Annotated in this window: 14 protein-coding genes; 10 read left to right on the plus strand and 4 right to left on the minus strand. The window is 44.8% G+C overall.

Annotated features, from left to right (window positions below; all coding sequences use genetic code 11):
• Positions 1–54 precede the first annotated feature (54 nt).
• The gene (locus F597_RS23085) at positions 55–438 is read right to left on the minus strand and encodes a helix-turn-helix domain-containing protein (RefSeq protein WP_026327127.1); all 384 of its coding nucleotides are present in this window, start codon (positions 436–438) and stop codon (positions 55–57) included.
• On the opposite strand from F597_RS23085, the gene F597_RS20145 reads away from it, so the two are divergent.
• From F597_RS20145 to F597_RS0104800, 10 genes are all read left to right on the plus strand, one after another.
• Positions 430–1,362, plus strand: a complete 933-nt coding sequence (locus F597_RS20145; RefSeq protein ID WP_245541992.1) for an IS4 family transposase — start codon at positions 430–432, stop codon at positions 1,360–1,362. The two genes, F597_RS23085 and F597_RS20145, sit on opposite strands and share 9 nt — an antisense overlap.
• Positions 1,363–1,611: 249 nt before the next feature.
• Positions 1,612–2,358 (plus strand): ABC transporter ATP-binding protein, encoded by a 747-nt coding sequence (locus F597_RS0104755; protein WP_019538572.1) that lies wholly within the window; start codon positions 1,612–1,614, stop codon positions 2,356–2,358.
• A 17-nt stretch (positions 2,359–2,375) separates the two neighbouring features.
• On the plus strand, positions 2,376–3,548 hold the full coding sequence (locus tag F597_RS0104760) for an ABC transporter permease (protein ID WP_044060076.1): 1,173 nt from the start codon (positions 2,376–2,378) through the stop codon (positions 3,546–3,548).
• A gap of 247 nt (positions 3,549–3,795) precedes the next feature.
• Complete coding sequence (locus F597_RS0104765) at positions 3,796–5,067, plus strand: ABC transporter permease (RefSeq protein WP_026327129.1); 1,272 nt, start codon at positions 3,796–3,798, stop codon at positions 5,065–5,067.
• 187 nt (positions 5,068–5,254) lie between these two features.
• Positions 5,255–5,989 carry an outer membrane lipoprotein-sorting protein gene (locus tag F597_RS0104770; RefSeq protein WP_019538575.1) on the plus strand — a complete coding sequence of 245 codons (735 nt, stop codon included), beginning with the start codon at positions 5,255–5,257 and terminating at the stop codon, positions 5,987–5,989.
• Between the two features lie 33 nt (positions 5,990–6,022).
• Entirely contained in the window at positions 6,023–6,289 is a 267-nt protein-coding gene (locus F597_RS0104775) for a four helix bundle protein (RefSeq protein ID WP_019538576.1), read from the plus strand.
• A 112-nt stretch (positions 6,290–6,401) separates the two neighbouring features.
• Entirely contained in the window at positions 6,402–6,971 is a 570-nt protein-coding gene (locus tag F597_RS0104780) for a TetR/AcrR family transcriptional regulator (protein ID WP_019538577.1), read from the plus strand.
• A 20-nt stretch (positions 6,972–6,991) separates the two neighbouring features.
• Positions 6,992–8,152, plus strand: a complete 1,161-nt coding sequence (locus F597_RS0104785; protein ID WP_019538578.1) for a hypothetical protein — start codon at positions 6,992–6,994, stop codon at positions 8,150–8,152.
• 361 nt (positions 8,153–8,513) lie between these two features.
• Positions 8,514–10,976: a phenylalanine--tRNA ligase subunit beta gene (gene pheT / locus F597_RS0104795; RefSeq protein ID WP_019538580.1), complete on the plus strand. Its 2,463-nt coding sequence runs from the start codon at positions 8,514–8,516 to the stop codon at positions 10,974–10,976.
• A 202-nt stretch (positions 10,977–11,178) separates the two neighbouring features.
• Positions 11,179–11,889 (plus strand): YebC/PmpR family DNA-binding transcriptional regulator, encoded by a 711-nt coding sequence (locus tag F597_RS0104800; protein ID WP_019538581.1) that lies wholly within the window; start codon positions 11,179–11,181, stop codon positions 11,887–11,889.
• A gap of 155 nt (positions 11,890–12,044) precedes the next feature.
• Here the strand turns inward: F597_RS0104800 and meaB are convergent, their stop codons facing one another.
• The 3 genes from meaB to F597_RS0104820 all read right to left on the minus strand — a co-directional run bounded on the left by meaB (position 12,045) and on the right by F597_RS0104820 (position 19,644).
• A complete protein-coding gene (meaB, locus tag F597_RS0104805; RefSeq protein ID WP_019538582.1) occupies positions 12,045–13,133 on the minus strand; it encodes a methylmalonyl Co-A mutase-associated GTPase MeaB in 1,089 nt (362 codons plus the stop codon).
• Positions 13,134–13,214: 81 nt separating this feature from the next.
• Complete coding sequence (locus tag F597_RS0104810) at positions 13,215–13,604, minus strand: DUF1573 domain-containing protein (RefSeq protein ID WP_019538583.1); 390 nt, start codon at positions 13,602–13,604, stop codon at positions 13,215–13,217.
• 136 nt (positions 13,605–13,740) lie between these two features.
• Complete coding sequence (locus F597_RS0104820; RefSeq protein WP_019538585.1) at positions 13,741–19,644, minus strand: alpha-2-macroglobulin family protein; 5,904 nt, start codon at positions 19,642–19,644, stop codon at positions 13,741–13,743.
• Positions 19,645–19,827 lie beyond the last annotated feature (183 nt).

Here is a 19,827-nt window from a genome sequence, read left to right on the forward strand (position 1 = left end):
TATACCTACAAAAACACTATTTCTTTCATTTTGGAATTCGGAGCAGAGAATTAATTACTCACCGAATTTTTGTCTATACTCTATTGGACTGCATCCTTTTATTTTTTTAAACATTCTAAAAACATTAGAATAATCACTAAAGCCACACTGATTGATCAAATCACACATTGACATCTTTGTCGTTGTCAATAAAATAATAAAATGATCCATTCTTACATTTAATATAAATTGATAGATTGAAATTCCCATTGTTTTTTTAAATCTGATTTCCAAACTCCTTCTGGAAAGAGGGACTAAATCTGTCAACCGATTTATATTGAATTCCAAATAAAAGTTAGCTTCAATATATTTAATAATTTTCTCAATATATATATCGCTAACATTAAACTTTTCTGTAGAATTTCTGAGTTCAATACGTAAGGGATTACTTTGGCACATATCAACGGGACCAAGGACTGGCGTATCTATCACGACTTCGGTCAGATATTGATTGCACAAGCGAGACACCTGTACCGCAACGAGCCTTCCAGACTCGACGTGGACGGAATCGTCCATGCCTTCGACAGCAGTACGATGAAACTTTGCCTGCAACTCTGTCCATGGGCAAGACTTCATCATGATAAAGGTGGTGTAAAGATGCATACCCTGCTGGATTTGCGGGGAGCGATTCCCACATTTGTTTATCTGACGGAAGCTGCAGTCCATGACTCCAAAGCTATGAGCCTCGTACCCGTGGAGCCTGGCAATTACTACCTCATGGATAAGGGATATGTGGATTTCAAGCAGTTGTTCTGCCACTTTCATTGCCAGCGGGCTTTCTTCGTCACCAGGGCCAAGGACAACATGAAGTATGAGGTGATAGAAGAACATCCGGTTGATAAAAGTACCGGAGTTGTTAGCGATTCCACTATCAGGCTGACGGGACTGAAAACCTCCCGATGGTATCCGGATACACTCCGCATGGTTGTGTATGAGGATTATGCCACGGGAAATGTCTATCGGTTCCTGACCAATGACTTCACACATTCTTACCTGACCATTGCTGAACTTTATAGGGAACGTTGGCAAGTGGAATGTTTCTTCAAATGGATCAAACAACATCTGAACATCGAGGCGTTCTACGGAACCAGCCAGAATGCAGTATACTCGCAGATATGGATTGCCATCTGCGAGTACCTGCTGCTTGCTATTGCCAGAAAGATGTTTCATATTGATCAAGAACTTTATATTTTATCGTCCGTCGTCGGCAAAGTACTCTTTGAGAGGAAGCCTTTAGGCGAACTGTTTATCAAACCAAAACGTCCGATGAATGATTCCGATTCAGATCAACTGAACCTATGGGCTAATTTCTTTGGACAGTAGTGAGACCAATTATAATTTTCATATCATCAAATTGGGTTACACAAGCGATCAGATTTCTTATCCACACTCTTCATTGATATGTTGATATCTCGATATGTCGATTTCAGTAAATCTGCCAATTGTTCATTACTAATTGATGATGATCATATCTTCCTTTAGAAAAAGTATACTATTTTTGCCCAATTATAATATTTTCGTACATTTACACTCAAACAGTATATTAAATAGAACCATTCAAAACAAAAACAGATGAGTGAAAAGGAAAAGATCATTCGATTGACCGGTTTGGTAAAACGGTTTCCTGTAGGAAATGGCGAATTCACCGCTCTGAACGGGATCAACCTGCAAATCGGGCGTGGAGAATTTCTCGGATTAGTCGGTCCCAGCGGATCAGGAAAAACTACGCTGCTGAATATCATCGGCTCTCTTGATACGCCCTCCGAAGGAGAAGCCACTGTTCTAGGACACTCCATCTCCTCATTGACCGCCAAAGAATCGGCTGCGCTGCGCAACAAAAATATCGGATTTATTTTCCAGAGTTACAATTTGTTGCCGGTTTACACAGTGTATGAGAATGTGGAATTTGCGCTACTTCTGCAAAAAATATCTCCGGAAGAACGTTATGAAGCCGTGATGAGCGCCCTCGAATGGGTAGGCTTGACCGATAAAGCAAAATCCCGTCCGGCCCAACTATCGGGCGGCGAAAGCCAGCGCGTAGCCATAGCCCGTGCAATGGTGAAACGCCCTGATATTGTATTGGCAGACGAACCATCGGCAAACCTCGATGCAAAAAACTCGCATACCATTCTTCAAACCATGCGCAGGTTAAACGAAGAGCTTAACACTACTTTCATCTTCGCCACGCATGATGAAAAAGTGATGCAGTATCTGAAACGAATCATTTACCTGGAAGATGGGAAAGTGGAAAAAGATTCGGTGATTGAAATCTTCGAATCATCAGATCCTGCATCTCAAAGCTTGAATTTTGAATCTTGAATTTGAAATTTGAAATCATGTTACTCAAAACAGCAATAAAAAATATCCTCGGAGCCGGCAGGCGCACATGGTTGAATGTAACCGTGTTGTCGTTTGTGTTTGTATTGATGGTCGCTTACAACGGGATACTCGATGGTTTCATGAAGGATGCCATCACGAGTGCGCACGAGTGGGATACCGGTTACGGCCAGTTGTGGAGCGAACACTACGATCCCTATGACGTGTTCACCCTCCAGGATGCCCATGAACCTGTCCCTGCAGCACTGAATCAGTTCATTATCGATCAGTCGGTAACACCCGTGCTTCTGTCGCAAGCAACCGCATACCAAAACGGTAACATGCAGAACATCCTCTTGAGGGGAATTGATCCCGAACAACAAATCCTGAAAATTCCGTCACACCAATTAGCAGAGGACGAAACAGGCACGATAAAGGCTGTCATAGGCAAGAGAATGGCTAACACTCTAAAAGTAAGATCCGGAGACAACCTGCTTATTCGCTGGCGTGACAGGCACGGCGTATTCGATGCAAGGGAAATTGTCATTGCATCGGTTTTCGATTCCAACACAGCTACCATCGATGCAGGACAGATATGGATCAGCCTCGACAACCTCCGGCAGATGACGCAAATGCCTGGTGAAGCAACCTATTTCGTGCTGTCGAAGCAATGCCACATCAAACAGGATATAGGCACATGGGCCTATAAAGATATGGACTTCCTGCTGAGCGATTTATATCTTATGAAGCAAAGCAGCCGGATAGAATCAGTCATCATTTTCACGATCCTGCTGGTTGTCGCTTTGTTATCGGTATTCGATACGCAGACACTTTCCATCTTCCGCCGTCAAAAAGAGATCGGCACGTATGTGGCTTTAGGAATGACACCCAAGCGGGTTACACGGCTCTTCACGCTGGAAGGGACTTCATACAGCATCCTGGCGATCCTCGCCGGTTTTATATGGGGCACACCTTTTTTATACTGGTTTTTGAAAACAGGGCTGAAGCTGCCCGAAAGTTATTCCGAAATGGGACTGGGAATGCGTGACGCCATATATCCTGTCTATCAACCGGCATCGATACTGATGAGCATCATTCTGATTGTTGCTCTTTCAATGCTCATCAGCTATATCCCTGCGAGGAAAATTGCCAAAAGCAATATTGTAGAAGCGTTGAAGGGGAAAATTATTTAATACTCAAGATTCAAGATTTAAAATTCAAGATTTAAGAATAGAATGTCAAAAATTGAAAGATTTGAAGATTTAGAAGTTTGGAAAATTGCCCGGGATTTCGCAAAAAAGCATTTATTTGATGCTCGAAAATGATGGATTTTTACATGACCTTTGTTTCAGAGACCGAAATATAAATAATGGATATTCAAGATAGCGGACGATCATTCACCCAATATTAAATCTTGAATATTAAATTTTAAATTAAATCATGCATAGATTTTTGTGGAAAGGAATTATAAGAGACCGAAGCCGTAGCCTGCTACCGGTACTCGTAGTAACGATCGGGGTCTTTGCCGTCGTCTTCTCGTACGGGTATATCCAGGGAATGCTGGATAACATGATCCGTACAACCGCCGATTTCCAAACGGGACACCTGAAAGTGGTTACTCGGGCTTATCTGGAAAATGAGGAGCAAAAGCCCAACGACCTTGCCCTGCTGGAAGTGGACACCTTGCAAAAGAAACTAACGGAGGAATTCCCCGAAGTGGAATGGACGCCACGCATCTTTTTCGGGGGACTACTCGACATCCCCGACAGTAACGGCGAAACCAAAGCACAAGGGCCTGTCTCAGGAACAGCGTATGACTTGTTGAGTCCCGGCAGCCGCGAAGCCCGACGGATCGGATTGCAACAGTCGCTCGTAGCAGGGCATGTTATACAACAGTCCAATGAAATTATTATCAGCTATGATTTTGCCGATCGCTATCAGGTGCGACCGGGCGATACGGTTACGTTCTTCGGATCAACCATGTACGGATCGATGAGTTTTGCCAACTACACGGTGGCAGGAATCGTCCGCTTTGGCATCGGCCAACTCGACCGCGGTGCCGTTATCCTCGACATATCCGACGCCCGCCTTTTATTGGATATGGATAATGCAGCAGGTGAATTATTCGGCTTTTTACCCGGCGACCTTTATAATAAGGAGCAGGCAGAACGCGTAAAGGAAAGTTTCAACCGGCAATATACCGGCGTGACGGATGAATATGCCCCCGTGATGGTGCAACTGGCCGATCAGGATTTCATGGGACAGATGCTTGCTTATATGCATATCGTTTCGTTGGTAATGGTAATCCTGCTGGTCTTCGCCCTGGCAATCGTGCTGTGGAACGCGGGTATACTCAGTGGCATCAGGCGTTATAATGAATTTGGAGTTCGTCTGGCAATGGGAGAAGAGAAAAAGCATATTTACCGTACACTCCTGGTGGAATCTTTATTCATCGGGATCATTGGCTCGGCCATCGGTACCGCATTAGGAATATCTCTCTGCTATTACCTGCAAGATCACGGTATCGATTACAGCGCGATGATGGATAGTGTGAATATGATGATAGACCCGGTCATCCATGCCCGCGTTACTCCTGAGTTATATTTTATCGGTTTTATCCCCGGGGGCTTGTCTATGCTTATCGGTTCGGCGCTGGCAGGGACAGCTGTCTATAAACGGAATACGGCAATGTTGTTTAAAGAACTGGATTAAAAGATTTCAGATTCAAGATTCAAAATTCAAGATTTCAGATCGCTCCAATAAGTATTTTTCTTGAAAACGCCCCATTCACAACACCTTGCAAGGAGGTTGAAATTGGTAAAATGGGGTTTTCGGAGTAGACCCGGATTCAAGATTTTGTAAGAAAGAAAATTATGAAATTATAAAAAAATAAATTTATATGAGAAAACTAATTGTATTATTATTTATAATCGCTTTTACGGGCGCTGTTTCGGCACAGGATGCGGAACAGATCATGCAGGAGGTCGATAAGAACATTTCGGCGAAAAGTCAAATCGCGGAATCGACGATGACGGTACACGGTAAACGCAATAGCCGCACGATGACTGCCAAGAGTTACACGATAGGGGATGAGAAATCATTCACGGAATATCTGTCTCCTCCACGCGAAAAAGGCACTAAAATGTTGAAGTTGAATAAAGAGATGTGGGTCTATTCCCCTTCCACCGACCGTACCATCATGATCTCCGGGCATATGTTGCGCCAGTCGGTCATGGGCTCCGACCTTTCTTACGAAGACATGATGGAGGATCGTAAACTGACGGAGATGTACACACCCTCCCTTGCCGGCGAGGAAACGATTGAAGGACGCAAGTGTTATGTGATTACGCTGACGGCAAAAGCGGATGACGTTGCCTACCATTCTCAGAAAATGTGGGTGGATACCGAACGCCTCGTACCTTTAAAGCAGGAACTTTATGCCAAAAGCGGGCAACTGCTCAAACAGATCACGTTGAGTGACATCAAACGCATTCAAAACCGCTGGTTTCCTACGAAGATGGTGTACAAAGATATGCTGAAAGACGGCAAAGGAACGGAATATAACATCACGAAGATCGAATTCGATAAAGACATTCCCGCGAATGTTTTCAGCAAAGCAAGTTTGAAACAATAGAAATTCAAGATTCAAGATTCAAAATTTAAGATTATGTCCAAGATAGAACGATTTGAGGATTTGGAAGTCTGGAAAATGGCTCGTTCCTTTTCGAACAAGGAATTTGTTCAATTCCTCTTTATTGCAAAAGGTTCTTGTGGGGAAATTCGCAGCCAACTATACAGGGCATTGGATATTGGATATATCTGTCAGGAAGAATTTGAACAATTATATCAGGAAGCATTACAAATATCTCAATCCTTATCCGGATTTATCAAATATCTAAAAACTTCCGAACTTCGAGGTACAAAATATAAATAAAATCTGAATTGAAACAACGTCCGGCGAAACCAAAATCGACGTGTTCAATTAACGATCCTCGTGGCCCAATTTTGAATCTTGAATTTTGAATTTTGAATTTGAAATAAACAATATGACTAAAAAAGAGCAAGACATACTGATAGCCGGTAAAAAGTTATTCTTTAAATACGGGCTGAAAAAAGTGACGATAGAGGAAATATGTGCCGAGGCAAACGTCAGCAAAATGACGTTTTACAAATATTTCCCCAACAAAACAGCACTTGTCAAAAAGGTGTTTGACACGCTTTTCGAGGCTCGGATAGAGATTTACCTGAAGATGATGCGCTCTGACATCCCTTTTTCTGAAAAGATGAAAAAAATTCTTGAAATGAAAAGGGAAGGGTCTGCCGAAATAAGCAAAGAATATCTTAAGGATATATTCAAACATTCCGGCACTGAATTTTCGGCATTCTTCGACCAATGGATCCAGCGATCAATGAAAGTGGCAATCGACAGTTTCGCCGAAGCACAACAAGAAGGATACATACGGAAAGATATTAATCCGAAACTTCTGCTGGTGTGGGTAGAGAGAATGGCGGACCTGTTAAGCGATGAAAGGGTATTGGATGAATATGAAAGCGTACCCGACCTGGCGGAGGAACTGGCAAAACTGTTTCTTTATGGAATTTGCGGCGAGAGATAAATAATAAACTACGAGTCGGGATGAACAAAAAGAAGAAAATTTGTTACTGGGCTATCTTATCAGGCCTGTTGCTTGTAATTCCTTTGCAAGCGCAACAAGATAGTTTGCAAAACAAGCCCGGGCCTTCATTGCGGTTTAGCGGGCAACTGTCGGGATGGGGACAATACTCGCCCGACATTTCCACGCAGGTATGGCTGGGCGGACGCTACATTCCGCAGGCAAACTTCGGAATTCCAATCAAAGATTCAAAGCTGATCGACTTCGAAGCGTCCGCCAATATCTTCGGAGATGTGGGCATCAACTCATTCAACGACTTTTCCCCTGAAGGAAACATCAAGCCTTACCGGGCATGGGCCCGCTATTCATCCACAAGAGCGGAGGTACGACTGGGATTGCAAAAAATCAATTTCGGATCGGCGCAGATGTTTCGACCGTTAATGTGGTTCGACAGCATGGACCCGCGCGATCCGCTGCAACTCACCGATGGGGTCTGGGGAGGCCTCTTTAGATACTATTTCCCGAATAATACTACCTTCTGGCTATGGTCGCTCTATGGCAACGATAACCGTAAAGGGTGGGAAATACTACCCTCATCCAATTCGTTTCCCGAAATTGGCGGAAGAACACAGATACCGATCCCCAAAGGAGAAGGAGCGCTATCATATCATTTCCGAAAAGCGGATGCAAGCCTTTATGAGTTCGAAAAGATAGCCGAAAACCGCTTCGGTCTTGATGTGCGGCTCGATGTAACCATAGGACTCTGGTTCGAGAGCTCATGGACACACCTGAATCGCAATATAGGCGAGTTCACCAACCAACAGATGATGACGCTGGGAACAGATTATACCTTCGGTATCGGGAATGGATTGAATACAACGTTCGAGCAATTTTTTTATTCTTACAGTGAAAAAGGAATCGATCCTGGCAATTCAATTAATTTCTCCGGCCTCAGTCTCTCCTATCCACTCACGATGTTCGACAACTTTAGTGCGATGGTCTATTATGACTGGAAGAACCGGCACCTTTATAACTTCCTTCACTGGCACCGACAACTAAATCATTTGACTTTCTACCTGATCGGGTACTGGAATCCCAGACAATACGCCATACCGTCACAAATGGGTGCATCCGACCGCTTCGCAGGGAAAGGACTCCAATTTATGGTGGTATGGCACCATTAACTAAGATTGACCAACAATCTGCTCTATTATCAAAATAAGGAGGGGAAATCTCAAATCTTGAATTTTGAATCTGGGATCTGAATTGAAACAACGTTCGGCGGAGCCAAAATCGACGCAGTCAATTAACAATCGGCGTAAGCCAAATTTGAAATTTTGAATCTGAAATCCCAAATCCTGAATATCACAGATATTTGGCAATGGTTATCGCTTTTTTTTGTAATTTTGAGCCCTATTTCAAAAAGAATCAGGATTCCGGATTTTAACAGGTTTATATTGATTTAAAATAGGCTGAGAAACCAACCTATTATTAATCCGTATCGATCTGGTTTAATTTGTAATGATCTCATGTAATTTCAATAGAATGAACATTTCGTACAACTGGCTCAAAGAGTATCTTCAATTTGATCTGTCGCCGCAGGAGACAGCCGATGCACTCACTTCTATAGGACTGGAAACAGGCAGCGTAAAAGAAATACAAACCATCAAAGGGGGATTAGAAGGCCTGGTAATCGGGGAAGTGCTGACATGCGTATCCCACCCCGACTCCGACCATCTGCACCTGACAACCGTAGATATCGGCAATGGTGAAGAACCGCTGAAGATTGTATGCGGTGCTCCCAACGTAGCAGCCGGTCAGAAAGTAGTGGTTGCCACCATCGGCACGAAATTGTATTTTGGCGATGATGTGATCACGATAAAGCGTTCCAGGATCCGCGGTGAGGAGTCGTTCGGCATGATCTGCGCCGAAGACGAGATCGGGATAGGCACTTCGCACAACGGCATTATTGTACTGCCCGACGATGCCAGAGTAGGAACGCCTGCCAAAGAGTACTACAACATAAAGAGCGATTATGTACTGGAAGTAGATATTACCCCCAACCGCATAGATGCAGCCTCCCACTTTGGCGTGGCACGCGACCTGGCAGCATGGCTGGAACAGGCAGGTAAACCTTATAAACTTACAAAACCGTCTGTGGAGGAATTTGCCGTTGACTCTCAGGAAGGCGGTATCGAAGTGATTGTGGAAAACAGGGAAGCCTGCCCACGCTATTCGGGACTCACCGTCCGCGGTGTGACGGTAAAAGAGAGCCCTGACTGGTTGAAGAAAAAACTGTTACTCATTGGGCTTCGTCCTATCAACAATATCGTAGACATCACCAATTTCGTACTCCACGAAACGGGACATCCGATGCATGCATTCGATGCTGCACATATCACCGGAAATGAAGTGGTAATACGCACTATGCCCGAAAAGACCAAATTCATCACATTGGATGAAGAGGAACGTGAACTGAGCGGGAACGACCTGATGATCTGTAATTCGGAAGAAGGGATGTGTATCGCTGGTGTGTTCGGCGGATTAAAGTCGGGCGTAACCGAAAAGACGACCGATATATTCCTTGAATCGGCTTATTTCAATCCCACATGGGTACGAAAGACCGCCCGTCGTCACGGGCTGAACACCGACTCTTCATTCCGCTTCGAACGGGGTGCCGATCCGGCCAATACGGTCTATGTATTGAAACGGGCAGCTATGCTGGTGAAAGAACTGGCAGGCGGTACAATAGAAGGTGATATACGGGATATCTACCCTGTACCTGTTGAAAAGGCACTGATAAGCCTCTCTTTCGATAAGATAAACAAGCTGATAGGAAAAGATATCCCGAAAGGGACTGTCAAAAGCATTCTGCACAGTCTGGAGATTGAAATAGAAAATGAGACGGATATTCAACTTACATTGCGTATCCCCACTTACCGTGTGGATGTAACGCGCGATGTGGATGTGATTGAAGATATCCTCCGTATCTATGGATACAATAATGTGGAAATCAGCGACTCATTAAAGGCGAACCTCTCCACCCAAATGCCGGCAGACCGGAAACAGAAACTGCAGACATTGATCTCTGAACAGCTTACGGCAAACGGTTTTAACGAAATATTGAATAATTCGCTTACTAAGAAGGGTTATTATGAAGACTTTGAAACCTACCCTGCCGCCAACTGCGTACCGCTGGTAAATCCGCTAAGCAATGACCTCAACGTGATGCGCCAGACATTACTTTTCGGGGGATTGGAGAGCATTGCATACAATCGTAATCGCAAGCATGGCGACCTCCGGTTCTATGAATTCGGCAACTGCTATTTCTTCGATGCCGCCAAAAAGAGCGAAGAGAATGTTCTTGCCCCATATTCCGAAGAATTTCATATCGGACTATGGATATGTGGTAAACGTACCCATAAGAATTGGGCGGCAGCCGGTGAACAAAGTTCCGTCTTCGAGTTGAAAGCGCATGTGGAAAATATCCTGAAAAGAATGGGGATCAGTGGGAATCAGGTGTTCTTTGAAACCGAACGAAACGAACTCCTTTCTGCCGGTATGAGCGTCAAGACACACAAACGCACCATAGGCTTCTTTGGCATTGTTTCTCCTAAGATATGCAAAAAATTCGATATCGATACGGAGGTATTCTTCGCCGAGATGAATTGGGATCTGCTGATGAAAGAATCCGAAAAACAATCGGTACGCTTTTCCGAGATAGCCAGATTCCCCGCCGTAAGCAGAGACCTGGCACTGCTGATCGACAAAGAGATCACCTTTGCCCAGATCCGAAAGATCGCCCTCAAGTCGGAAAAGAAACTGCTGAAACAAATATCACTCTTTGATGTCTATGAAGGAAAAAACCTGCCTGAAGGCAAAAAATCCTATGCGGTCAACTTCCTGTTACAGGATGAAGAAAAAACGCTCAACGATAAACAGATCGACAACGTAATGCAGAGGATCCAAAAGAGCCTGGAAGAGGAATTGGGGGCTCAGTTGAGATAGGACTGGGGAGACTTGATGATTGGGAGAAAGGGAGAAAAATGAAAAATGAAGAGTGAAGAGTGAAGAGTGAAGAGTGAAGAGTGAAGAGTGAAGAATTAAAAGTGAAAATTTCTGGTAAAATTGGTAATTGGTAATTAATAATTAGTAATTAGAATTATAGATGGCTGATTAATACTATTAGATAAAAGGATATATAAACAGTATGGGAAGAGCATTTGAATATAGAAAAGCGACCAAGCTGAAACGCTGGGGTAATATGGCCCGCGTATTCACGAAATTAGGGAAACAGATCACTATTGCCGTCCGTGAGGGTGGCCCTGATGCCGATACCAATCCGCGTTTACGTGTGCTTATACAGCAGGCAAAGAAAGAAAATATGCCGAAAGACAACGTGGAGCGTGCCATCAAAAAGGCGACCGACAAAGATCACTCCGATTATAAGGAAGTGGTATATGAAGGATACGGGCCCTACGGCATCGCTATTGTGGTGGAAACTGCGACCGATAACCCCACACGTACCGTAGCGAATGTCCGCAGCTATTTCAACAAACATGGCGGCTCACTGGGAACTTCCGGTAGTCTGGAATTTTTATTCGATCATAAGTGTGTGTTCAAGATAGCTCCCAAAGAAGGTCTTTCATTGGAAGATCTGGAATTGGAACTGATCGATTACGGAGTAGATGAAGTAGAAGTGGAAGAGGATGATATCCTGCTCTATGGCGATTTCAAATCCTATTCCGATATTCAGAGCTATCTGGAAGAGAATGGTTTTGAGATCCATTCAGCCGAGTTCGAGCGTATTCCGCGCGACACCAAAGATCTCAACGAAGAGCAACGTGCTCAGATCGAAAAACTGCTGGAAAAATTTGAAGAGGACGAAGACGTCCAGAACGTCTTCCATAATATGGCATAGGAATACAAACTGAGGTTAGTGAAGTAGCGCACAGCGGAATCGAACCGCTATTCATTGCCTGAGAAACAATTTTCCTAACCGTTAGAAGAGTGCGCCGTCTTGACAATGACACAAAATTAGAAAAAAAGTTTATATGTCATTCATTGGGCTGATTTTTATTTTCGTGCAAAATATTTGTCAAGCGCTTCTCTGGCTGCGATAAAGGAGCTTTTCCGGTTCCCAAGGACATCATCCTCCAGTTTTTGCAATAACCGGATAATCTCCGGATCGCGGTAGAAGCTGTTCCTCAACTGTTCATTGATGGTTTCGTACATCCAGTATTTCGCCTGTTGTTGCCGTTTACGCTCGAAATAACCGTTTTCTCTCACAAAATCGATATACTTGTGCACCATCTCCCATACTTCCACAATACCCAGGTTATAGTATCCGGAATAAGTCAGCACTTTGGGTAGCCACCCCGAATCCGGAAGTGGAAAAAGGTGCAGCGCATTGCTGAAATGACGCTGAGCCATCTTGGCTTTTTCAATATTGTCTCCATCAGCTTTATTAATCACAATGCCGTCGGCCATCTCCATGATTCCCCGTTTGATGCCCTGTAACTCATCACCCGTACCGGCAAGCTGGATCAGTAAAAAGAAATCCACCATGGAGTGGACTGCTGTCTCCGACTGCCCTACACCTACGGTTTCCACAAATACATAATCAAATCCGGCTGCTTCACAGAGGACAATCGTTTCGCGGGTCTTGCGCGCCACACCTCCCAATGATCCCGCTGAAGGAGAAGGGCGGATAAAGGCATTCTGCTCTAAAGAGAGTTTCTCCATCCTTGTCTTATCTCCCAGAATACTCCCTTTCGACCGCTCACTCGAAGGGTCAATAGCCAGTACCGCTAATTTATGTCCGTTTCGCAACAGATGCATCCCGAATGCATCAATAGAAGTACTTTTCCCGGCTCCGGGAACGCCCGTTATACCCACACGGATTGAATTACCGGCATAAGGGAGACACTGTTCAATAATAGCCTGCGCTTTCTCCTGATGTTCGGGTCGTGAACTCTCCACCAGTGTCACAGCCTGACTGAGCACTACCCTGTTGCCTGACAAAATACCTTCTGCATATTCCGTCACAGAACGCTCATGTTCTTTTGTCCTTTTCTGTAAATAAGGATTCACACTGGGCGGGCGGACAACACCTTTATTGACAATAAGTCCCTTATATCTCGGATCATTCTCGGGATGTTCCATCATATTGTAAGCAAATTAAAAAACCGAATGAACTCCTGCAAAGATAGCTCATTCGGCCTGTATTATCAATCGAAGCGGCATTTATTGTTTGGGCGTTACGTTCCCTTTAATAGTGAGTACGTATACCGTATCGGGAACATTCGTGTACACTCTGATCGTTTTGTTAAATGTACCTGGACGACGTACGGTGGAATAAGTGGCGGAAATGGTTCCCTTTTTACCCGGCAACACCGGCTCTTTTGTATAACTGGGAGTGGTACATCCGCACGATGCCGATACCCGTTGTATAATAAGAGGACTCTTGCCTGTATTGGTAAATTCAAACTGTGTGGAAACCGCGCCTATCTCTTCTTTGATAGTCCCGAAATTATGTTCTGTTCTCTTAAAATCCATTTCCGGTTTCTGCTGTGCAAAAGCCATGCCACTCACCAAAACGGCAAATAATACTATTAAACTTAACTTCTTCATCATATGATCATTTTATTTTTGTTTCGGTGTATGGAACCTTTATTCAAAATATATCAGTTTCATCACCCTCTTCATTTTGAGAATTGCAATTTTCTCAATATCTAAAGACACAAAAGTAACAAATTCGTTTAAAGCTTGTTTATTCTTTAACAATTATTCTTATTCCGGCAGTGTGTGAGGTAAATTCAGGGGCATACACACTCTGAATGGTAGTGATACCGTTGGAATAGCTGCCTGGCCGGCTCACATACACCCCATACTCAAACAGATAGGTACCCCGAGGCAGGTTATCGAAATAGAAGCCGGTAGAGGCGTCTTTCGATGTCTGATAATAGGGAATCCCGTTCTGCCACCCCATAGCTGAAATCTGATTGACCGGCTCAAAAGCAGCTGCACGCATATCCTTAAGATGGACAAACTCCAGATCGCGATCGCTCCGTACAGTCAGACGTACCACCACCTTATCTCCTACCTTCAATGGACTATCCTCTGTAATCTGTACCAATTGCGATCCGGATGCAGTAGTCTGCTCCACAAAAAGCTGCTTTTCTATGTCGAGAGAAGCATCGGTTTTTCCGATCTTGTCCATATCCTCGAAATATTGCCAGTAGAGTGCGCCCCACGCAGGAGTATTGCCCTGATGTGTAACCGTGACCTTACCCATTTCAGGAGTTATTTCAGTACGGCTCCACGACTCTTTGAAATAACCGCTTCCCAACTCTTTGTTCTCAGGTTCCACACGCAGTTTTCCCAGTGAAATGATTGTTTCTCCGCCGGTGGTGAACCAGTCACTTCCGCTGCTTAGTAAAGCATATATGGCATCTGCCGTAGCATGGGTTGTTTCCCACAACTGTGTCTGCTTTTGTTTCAGCAGCCATCGCTTCATCTCATCCATTTCCGCAGCCCTGGCTCCACCCGCACGGAAAGCGTCCATGATAAAGGTATGCACCGAAACGGCAGATTGCGACATAAATACCTGCGCACGATTATTGGCCCAATGCATACCCATCTCTTCCGAATGGGCGGCATGTTCACGGAAAGATTTCAATATACCATCTACAATACCTGTTTTTCCTTCCCGCTTCATCAACACGGCAATAAGCGAACGCTCATACAACCCGTATTGTGTCCAGTTCTTTTCAATGACAGAGAGATAAAAGTCGGTCATCTCTTTCCCTTCCTTGTCCAACGGATACGCGGTATAACCGGAGCGCACATAGAGATACTCGAGATCGGTAACTGAAATAGTTTTAATACTTTTCCAGTCTTTGTTATACTTTTTCAGCGTCTCAAAACGACGTGCAGCCTCAGTATCAATATAGAACACTGCTTTTTCCTGGATCGAAAGGATGTCGTCAGAGAATTCAACAGCCTTGAGTTCTTTTAACTGGTTAAATCCGTACAGGATATATTGCGTAATACTTACGCTGGGATTAAAACCTTTGAACCAGCTCCAGCCGCCCTGATTGGTTTGTAGGTCCTGCAGCTTGCCAATAGCCGTGGTGGTAAGGTTGCGGCTGCGGTTCAGGTCGAACAACAACGACAACCTCTCTTTTTGTTCTGCCTCATTGTTGGCTTCCAGCACCCATGGAGTCTCTTCCAGTAACACGCTCTTCAGTTCCTGATTCTTTTCAAGGTTTGAGAGGAAAGTTTCTTTATTGCCTCCTTGCTTCTTCCATGCTTCTACCATTGCTTTCACTTTCGGAAATGCCTCTCCGATATGTGTACCCAATGAATTGGCATAATAGGAGGCAAACCATGAAACCGCATTGTCGCTCTCCGGTTCTCCCAATACAGGCAAAGCCTGTACCGCATACCAGGCGGGATTGGAGGCAAACTCAAGCGTCAACCGGTAATCCTGTATGGTTTGTGACGACCTGTTGACCAGCCTGTCCATGGTGAACTCTTTCGTCTGCTCCCCGCTCAGGTCCATCCGCATGCTTTCGGTCACAAGCATCCGGTTGGGAAGCACTGCCAACGCATGTTGCTCACCGTCGCTAAACTGTTCGCTCCGGGCTACGACCCGGACACCGAGGATATCGATATCGTTCGGCACATCAAAAGTCCACCAAGCATCGGAGGAAGCGCCTTGCTGTAATGAGAATGTCTGCTCACGGTTTTCAAACGATATATTATTAATGATCTCTTCGGTGACAGGATCAAAGAATTCGAGCTTCACACTACCGCTGATCGCATCCTCCGAAAGGTTGGATATTTTGGTAGAAATAGCCGTCTTGTCGCCGTGACGAAGGAACCGCGGCATATTGGGCGTCACCATCAGCTCTTTTTGCGACACGGTAAAAGCTTCGGCCTTACCTGTATTCAATTTCTTATCATGCGCCAGCACGCGGAAACGCCACCGGGTATTGCTCTCGGGGACTGTAAAGGCAATCTGTGTCTCACCTTTTCCATTGGTTCTGAGATGGGGGAAAAAGAAAGCGGTCTCGTTGAAATTACGCCGTACCTGAGGGGCTTCGTTTTCTTGCCCGAACTGTTCGGAGGCAGGTGCCGGGGGAGGGGGCGGAACTCCTTCGCGACCGGTAATCTCGATTTCTTCCGCCATTGCCATATCCGAAGATTGGCCGGCAAGATCCTCCACTACGATAATTTCCTCCGGACCAGCATACATCTGCACTTGTGCACTGCCTGCTTTGGCACTTCTCAGCATCATCCTGCCGGAATAGAACAGAGAATAGCCGAACCAATTAAAACGGTCGAACTCAAAAGGAGCCACGTTCTTCCACTGCACAGGCAGGGTGCTAACAGCTCTTGCTGGATAGAACGACTGATCGCTTGCCAGTCCCATCCTTGAAAAATACCGTGTAACCGAAAAGGCAGACAAGTCCCAACTTTGTGATGGATAAATATTATCGAGTGAGAAGTCGTACATCGATGCCAGTACCTCTGCCTGTACAGGGCTACCATCCGCACCGGCCACCGTGACCCGCCACTCTTCTTCCGCGCCGGGGCGGATCCTGTCACGGAATACATCCAGTGTCACCTTCAGTTCCTTCTTCTCCTTTTCGGGAAGGAGATCCACCCTATGGTTATAAAACTTCTCCCCTTTCACATAGGTAAGCATCAGGGTAACACCTTCCTCATATTGGTCTTTATACGGAAGGGAGAAGAGCCGGTTTTCATTGTCCAACGCGATCCATTTCCGCTCCAGCAGATTATTTTCCTGCCATAATTCATACAAAACATGTACTTTTTCAGACACTCCCAGAATCACTTCCGCATTTTTACCGGGCGAGAAGCGGGTGTCTTTTTGGATGAACCATTCGTTGGTTTTCACAGGGGGACGTTTATCAGAATATGAAAAGAGTATGATATCTTTCTCTGTTTCAATGGGATTTCCCCTGTCGTCTTTCGATTGTAGTTTTACTTTATATTTTCCCGATGGTAAACCGGCCAGTTGTTTTTTCAGTTCCGGCTGCTCACCTGTTTTAAATTCTCCCTCGGCAGCCAGCTGACGGATGGAGTCGTTCTCCTGCAGGGAAAAGATCTGATAGGTTCCGACGGCATTCACATCATTACCGTCCAGATTTTTGGCTGAGACAACAATCGTCTCATCACTTTCCTTTACCCATCGGTCTGGCATTTCAAGAGAAAGCAACATAGAGATATCTCCCACCGTCACGGTATAAGAGGCTGTCTGTGTTTCGCCGTTGATATCGGTTACCGTAGCTTGCACCACAAACGAATAAACTGCTTTGGAAGAGTGTTGACTATCCGGCTTTTCTGGCGTAAAATTAATCTCGAAACCACCATCCTCACCAGTTGTCACACTTCCGGCAAGATAATGCTCATTGGTTCCACCCCATATCCGCCACCACATCTGCATGCGCGTAATATGATATTCCACATTCGCCTGTTGCAGGCTGATACCTGAAAAGCTTTCCGCTTTCCCTTTGAGTGTGATCTCCTCACCAAATTTATATGTTTTTTCTATCTTGTCGAATGTTACTTCAAATGTGGGGCGTTTGTATTCCTCTACCCTAAAGCCCACACTTCCCTGCCCGGTTCCTATGGTAAAGTGACCCGGCAAAACACCCTGCGGTAGCACAAACTCACCCGCTACGGAGCCAAACTCATTGGTCGTTATCGTCTGCTTCGAGATCTCCCGGTGATTGGCATCCCTCAACACCAACTCAAGGGATTTTCCGGCAATAACAGACTGCTTCCCGGCATTCGAACGAACCTGAATTGCCTTAAAATAAACCGTCTGTCCGGGCCGATACAAACTCCGATCGGTGAAGATATTTGTCATTTCCCCTGATTCACTTTTCCGGTCGGAGTAACTATAATAAGCAGAAGGCAAACTACTTAACATTGAACCCCTATCGTTTTCCGAGACAGCATGATAAAAGACATCGTTATTCGGGATTTTTTTATCATACACAGCCAGTCCGTACTCATTGGTGGTGAGCGACTGATCCCGGGTAAGCCGCGAATTGTTCCAGTTGCCCGGCAGTTTATAAATATTGACTTTGGCATTGGGAACAAGTGCACCGGTAGTTCTGTCCACCACAAAGAAGTCATATCGGTTATCGGACGATCTCCGGGCAAAAACACCCATATCAGAGACCGAAAAATAATACTCGGCCCCACTGTTATCATTGGTTTCAGGTGAAGAGCTAAAAGTCAACATATAGGTACCGAAGCCTTCAGGATTGATCGTGAACGATGTTTCTCCATGCCAATATTCCGGTGCATCGGGCAGGGATATGGGAATTTCCCCAATCAAGACACGCATTTCAGCTATTCCATTTCGCACTTTCGACTTTTCTTCCAACACCTCCAGAGGTGAGTTGATACGATAAAGTTTGGCAGTCAGGGACTGAACATTTCTGAAATTCACTTTCAGCTCTTTTCTTCCTTCTTTTGGGAAAGTATTTGCTCCGGTGACGGTAAAAGACGGTTGTATAAGTCGCGATAACCTGTTCTGAAGTATCGAGATACGTTCATATTTTGGAAAAGCAGTAATAGATTTTTTCAGCAATTGATACATCTCTCCTGTTTTCTCTTTCTTCTGAATTGTATCTTCGTCGTTGATCAAACCAATTTCCCGAAGATAAAAATCACAGAGTTTATCGATGATCTCTACACTGAACTCCTCTCCTTCCCATTCCTTCAAAAGTGTCTCCAACGACAGTAAAGCATGTGCCTCATAGGCATTATTCAATCGCCCCAAATAGTCGAGCTTATCAAGTTCGGTCAGCAAAACAGATTGACGCATTCCTCTGCCAAGTAACGACGTTAAGTACTTTTTGTAATTTTCAAGCACCCACACCCCATATTCCCCCGGCTGGGGATCGAATGACAAATTCACAAATTTATCTGCCGTTGCAAACAACGATTCCTGAGAGATATTTTTCTTTGCCAGCAGACGACTCAGGTCTTCATCCTGGTCGATTTGCCCGGACAACTCTATGGTACGCCGTTCCAGAAAGTCGTACATAGAGGGATAAAACCTTCGCGAATCCTTGCCCAATTCCACTACGGCTGCATAAGATTCCACTTTTACCTTCACTAGCTCCTCCTCCGGAGCAACAGAAGCATTCAGATGCTCCACTACTTTATTAAAGAAGATGTTACGCGTCCACTCCTTCATATCGGCAGGTACAAAATCTCCTAACTCGGTACGCTGATCAATATTCCACCGGTCTTTCTGATAGTATTGCAGGTATAACTCTCCCAGCATGGAATGCAAGACCGATTGTTCCACTACATCACTGCTTTTCTCCAACATTTCATTCAGATTCCGGAAGATAAGCGTATCGTTTTGTGCATCCAGTGCCAGGTCATATTTCCCCTGATGGATCAAAGCCTTGATGACCTGGGGACTGTTTTTATCCTCTATCGCCTTGCGTAAAATGTTGCTTACAGCTTCTGAAGCCGATTGGGGAAGTGACTTCTGTTCGAATTCAGCCACCTTTGCCCACTCATTTGCATAATAGTCTTTGTTCATCGGTCGGTTATTCTGGGAAAATACTCCTGAAGCAAATGCCAGAAGGAGCAGTGTGAGGTAAATTTTATTCATAGGGGTGTTGTTTGCGAATAATTTGCACTATCCATTTAACAATTTCAGATACTTTTTGTTTTGATTAAAAAAGGAATAGAACAGGAGGAAACAGGATAATACAGGGGAGCTATTTTCAAAATCAAAAAAACCGGTATCTTCTTTCGTAGCATGCATTGAAAGAAGATACCGGTAAAGTAAAAA

It is taken from the genome of Proteiniphilum acetatigenes DSM 18083, from assembly GCF_000380985.1.
In the GTDB taxonomy this organism is placed as follows: Bacteria; Bacteroidota; Bacteroidia; order Bacteroidales; family Dysgonomonadaceae; genus Proteiniphilum; species Proteiniphilum acetatigenes.

Coding starts and splice junctions, on each gene's coding strand:
- F597_RS0104765 (WP_026327129.1), top strand. CDS start 3,796: ATGCATAGATTTTTGTGGAAAGGAATTATAAGAGACCGAAGCCGTAGC.
- F597_RS0104800 (WP_019538581.1), top strand. CDS start 11,179: ATGGGAAGAGCATTTGAATATAGAAAAGCGACCAAGCTGAAACGCTGG.
- F597_RS0104820 (WP_019538585.1), bottom strand. CDS start 19,644: ATGAATAAAATTTACCTCACACTGCTCCTTCTGGCATTTGCTTCAGGA.
- F597_RS0104810 (WP_019538583.1), bottom strand. CDS start 13,604: ATGATGAAGAAGTTAAGTTTAATAGTATTATTTGCCGTTTTGGTGAGT.
- F597_RS0104780 (WP_019538577.1), top strand. CDS start 6,402: ATGACTAAAAAAGAGCAAGACATACTGATAGCCGGTAAAAAGTTATTC.
- F597_RS0104770 (WP_019538575.1), top strand. CDS start 5,255: ATGAGAAAACTAATTGTATTATTATTTATAATCGCTTTTACGGGCGCT.
- F597_RS0104785 (WP_019538578.1), top strand. CDS start 6,992: ATGAACAAAAAGAAGAAAATTTGTTACTGGGCTATCTTATCAGGCCTG.
- F597_RS0104775 (WP_019538576.1), top strand. CDS start 6,023: ATGTCCAAGATAGAACGATTTGAGGATTTGGAAGTCTGGAAAATGGCT.
- pheT (WP_019538580.1), top strand. CDS start 8,514: ATGAACATTTCGTACAACTGGCTCAAAGAGTATCTTCAATTTGATCTG.
- F597_RS0104755 (WP_019538572.1), top strand. CDS start 1,612: ATGAGTGAAAAGGAAAAGATCATTCGATTGACCGGTTTGGTAAAACGG.
- meaB (WP_019538582.1), bottom strand. CDS start 13,133: ATGGAACATCCCGAGAATGATCCGAGATATAAGGGACTTATTGTCAAT.
- F597_RS23085 (WP_026327127.1), bottom strand. CDS start 438: ATGTGCCAAAGTAATCCCTTACGTATTGAACTCAGAAATTCTACAGAA.
- F597_RS0104760 (WP_044060076.1), top strand. CDS start 2,376: ATGTTACTCAAAACAGCAATAAAAAATATCCTCGGAGCCGGCAGGCGC.